Origin of the sequence: Shewanella sp. SR1, from assembly GCF_020447145.1 — a bacterium.
In the GTDB taxonomy this organism is placed as follows: domain Bacteria; phylum Pseudomonadota; class Gammaproteobacteria; order Enterobacterales; family Shewanellaceae; genus Shewanella; species Shewanella baltica.
Map to the genome: position 1 here is coordinate 1 of NZ_JAJAEF010000053.1, position 3,593 is coordinate 3,593.

A 3,593-nucleotide genomic window follows, 5' to 3' on the forward strand; every position below is an offset into this window, starting at 1 on the left:
TGAACTGGAAATCAGTGACACCTTACCGCTTAATAAGCAGAAATCCATTCAACTTCCGGAAATGCAGCCTGGTGAGTACGCTTTTCATTGTCAGATGCAAATGTATCGAGGCCTGATCTCTGTAGGTAAAAAATAGTGTAATCGGCAATTCTTTTTCAAATGAATCGGCGAGGTGCGACATGCCAAAGCATAGAAAGTCATCATTCTGGTTTACCCCCAAAGGGCTAGCCGCTGTTGGGCTTATAGGTGCCGCGGTATATTTTCTGTTGAGTGAACACCGGCAGCATACTTGGCAACTTTTACCGTATCTAATATTACTCGCATGTCCTTTTATGCATTTCTTTATGCATGGAAAACATGGGGCTCATGGCACAGATCACCAGCATGAAGATAATGCGGAGCAGGATGCATCTTCGCACCGAGATCATGATGAAAGCAGGGAAACTAAACATCACAAGTAGCCAGTTAAACCTAGGGATGATGCGAATAAGTCCCTGATATGAGATCATGTACTCATCCAGTTTGCCAAGGAACAGGTCAGCTCATGGAACATCAACTCACATTTGCCGATAGCGAATTCTCCAGTAAACGCAGTCAGACCCGTAAGGAAATCTTCCTGTCTCGGATGGATGCGATTCTTCCTTGGGCAAAACTCCTTGCTGTTATCGAACCTGTTTACCCTAAAGCTGGCAATGGCCGCCGTCCTTATCCATTGGAAACCATGGTGCGTATCCACTGCATGCAGCACTGGTACAACCTAAGTGATGGTGCCATGGAAGATGCGCTCTATGAAATTGCATCAATGCGCTTGTTTGCACATCTATCCTTAGATAGCGCCATGCCTGACCGCACAACCATCATGAATTTTCGCCATCTGTTGGAGCAGCATAAGCTGGCCCGTAAGATACTCAGCACCATAAACCAATGGCTCAGTGAATGCGGTGTCATGATGACGCAAGGCACGTTAGTTGATGCAACGATTATCGAAGCGCCGAGCTCAACTAAAAATAAGCAAAACCAACGTGACGGCGATATGCATCAAACCAAGAAAGGCAACCAATGGCACTTTGGGATGAAGGCACATATCGGCGTCGACGCCAAAAGTGGCTTAACCCACAGCTTGGTGACCACGTCAGCGAACGAGCACGATTTAAATCAGCTGGAAAACTTGCTACACGGTGAAGAACAATTTGTGTCAGCCGATGCCGGTTATCAAGGCGCAGAAAAGCGCAAGGTACTTGCAGATAAGAAGGTCGATTGGCTGATAGCAGAACGTCCGGGCAAAGTCAGAACCCTCAAGCAACATCCACGTCTCAATAAAGTGCTCATCAGAACTGAGTACTTGAAGGCTAGCATTAGAGCTAAGGTAGAACATCCATTCCGCATCATTAAGTGCCAATTTGGCTTTGTGAAAGCTCGCTATAAAGGCTTGGTGAAAAACGATAATCATCTGGCGATGTTATTTGCGTTGGCCAACATCGTCAGAGTGGACCAGATGTTACGCTATGAGCCGAAGACTACCTAAAATCGGGTAGAAGCCAGAAAACTGGCTAAAAGTGGGATAAAACTGCTGTTTTTTTGCCCAAGACGGGAAAATCGGTGCGGAAAAAGTAGAGGAAGAAACTTCGGTGAATTTAAACCGCAGCGTACTGACTTAATCGCAGGTTCCCTAGCAAAGACGACTGAATAGATCCAGCCAAAGCAGCATTCGCAGTTATTCAATAAACAGCGATAAGATGACCAAATGTGTCAACCCTTGTGTTTTAACTATCTGTAGAGCCAATAGCCGCAGGGGCCTGCTTCATAAACCACACATAAGTGACTGGCTTTATATGCAAACTTCTTGATAAGGTTGAGAGCTGAACGACTGTTGGTAGGGATAGTGTCGTAAAAAGAGACGGCACTATTGTTGGTAGAAACAAACGCAACATCCACGGTTTCTTTGTGCACATCCTTGCCGATGAAAATCGTGCTAGGTTTAGACATGTCGATCTCCTGTTTCTGTTAACGATTAATGCTCATTAACAGTGTGGCTCTGGTTCGACTACCCCACGACAACGAAGGCGGTCGACACCTCGTTCAGGGAATCATGATGTCTATGCGTATTATAAATATTTGAGGTTTTTTGAATTGCAAGAACTCATTGATAAGTATAAATCAGACGAAGAATCGGTCTACAACACTTGGTATATCAATAGTCAAGAACGATTAAAAGCCTTCCGCTCTATTCGTCGAGGAGTCTTAAACGTTATCGAAAAAATAAAAACTAAAAACTTTGGGAATGATTTCAAAGATTCTTCTCTTGAATTTGTCCTTAATTGCATTACAGAGCAAAAGCAGGTTTTCATTGGTGCAGCCCATGCGTTTTACTGGAAACCAAAACTTAGAATTCCGGATATTTATGAAAATGAAAACAATCAACTTATATTTGGTCAATTCCTTGAGCGCTGCTTTAACGCCAAGAGTGAAGAGCAGCTTTTGAAAGAGATCATTCTTCTTGAACAAAACAAAATTAAAGGTCTTGGTCCAGCAGTGGCAAATATTCTTTATTTTCTTCATCCAGAAATCATGCCTCCCTTTAATACTGTAATAGTTAATGGATTTAACCAATTGTTCAAAGAAAAGATTAAACTTGGTTCGTGGAGTGAATATCTTAGAATGCGTGAGATCATTCTAGAAAAAAATGTTCAGTTTAAGCAAGAATTTTCCAAAGATCTCGGTGCAATCGCTGGGTTTCTTTTCGAAATAGGTTCGAAAAAAATCATCGTTAGTGATGATGCTTCGTTATCAGAAAAAGAATTGTTGAAAATCCAACAATCGCTTAAAAAAAGACATAATGAAGTCATGGGAGACAAAGAAGAAGAGGATCTTCACACCGAAATGCAATATCACCTGTTGCGAATAGGTCAGCAACTCGGTTATGAAGTAATTAGTGCCTCGAATGATCGTGCTCGTTGTCATAATGGAAACAACTTTTCTTTCATTAGTCTTAATCAGTTTCCAGATATTGGCCTTGCTAAGGAAACTAGAAAAACTATCGAACTGATAGATGTTGTTTGGTTTGAAAAAGGAACTAATAAAATCACAGGGGCTTTTGAGGTTGAAAAAAGCACATCTATATATTCTGGTATACTTCGATTAACTGATCTACACCTATCTTTTCCTGAAGATCAAGCTTCGCTGTTCATTATCATTCCGGATAATCGAGAAAAGGATTTACTTTTTCAATTGAATAGACCAGCAATAACTGGCAGCAAAGTTCCAGTTAAATATATTTTGTTTTCAGATTTAAGAAAACACTGCGATGCCATATGTACTTTTGGCGAAAGAAAAGAAGCGCTTTATAAAATATCGAAAAATGCATAACAAAAAATTGGTGTGGGACAGCTTTGAAAACTGCCCCGAAATTAAAAGTTTTCACCATCGAAATTTTAATCCGAAATTGACGAGTTAGAGCTGAAATTCTAACAAGGTTTTGTCCAACATAGAGCTAGCTGGCCTAACTAGCTCTATCTTGCCCCCTAAACGTGTCAAAGAAGCCTTTCGTCACGCTGTTGTACAGAGTTGGCTGGCTTAATTTTGTAATGCAACAC

General features: G+C 41.4%; 5 protein-coding genes. 4 read left to right on the forward strand and 1 reads right to left on the reverse strand.

All coding sequences use genetic code 11. The features are described from left to right. Positions 1–10 precede the first annotated feature (10 nt). From KV201_RS22245 to KV201_RS22255, 3 genes are all read left to right on the forward strand, one after another. On the forward strand, positions 11–136 hold the full coding sequence (locus tag KV201_RS22245; protein ID WP_319000228.1) for a cupredoxin domain-containing protein: 126 nt from the start codon (positions 11–13) through the stop codon (positions 134–136). Between the two features lie 43 nt (positions 137–179). Next, complete coding sequence (locus KV201_RS22250) at positions 180–461, forward strand: DUF2933 domain-containing protein (protein WP_226060638.1); 282 nt, start codon at positions 180–182, stop codon at positions 459–461. An 83-nt stretch (positions 462–544) separates the two neighbouring features. Further along, positions 545–1,525 carry an IS5 family transposase gene (locus KV201_RS22255; protein WP_226060639.1) on the forward strand — a complete coding sequence of 327 codons (981 nt, stop codon included), beginning with the start codon at positions 545–547 and terminating at the stop codon, positions 1,523–1,525. Between the two features lie 242 nt (positions 1,526–1,767). On the opposite strand, the gene KV201_RS22260 is transcribed toward KV201_RS22255, so the two are convergent. Beyond that, positions 1,768–1,986 carry a transposase gene (locus tag KV201_RS22260; protein ID WP_011711478.1) on the reverse strand — a complete coding sequence of 73 codons (219 nt, stop codon included), beginning with the start codon at positions 1,984–1,986 and terminating at the stop codon, positions 1,768–1,770. Positions 1,987–2,130: 144 nt separating this feature from the next. Between KV201_RS22260 and KV201_RS22265 the strand changes: the two genes are divergently transcribed. Beyond that, positions 2,131–3,366, forward strand: coding sequence for a hypothetical protein (locus KV201_RS22265; RefSeq protein ID WP_226060640.1), 1,236 nt, complete (start codon positions 2,131–2,133; stop codon positions 3,364–3,366). The last annotated feature ends 227 nt before the right edge of the window (positions 3,367–3,593 follow it).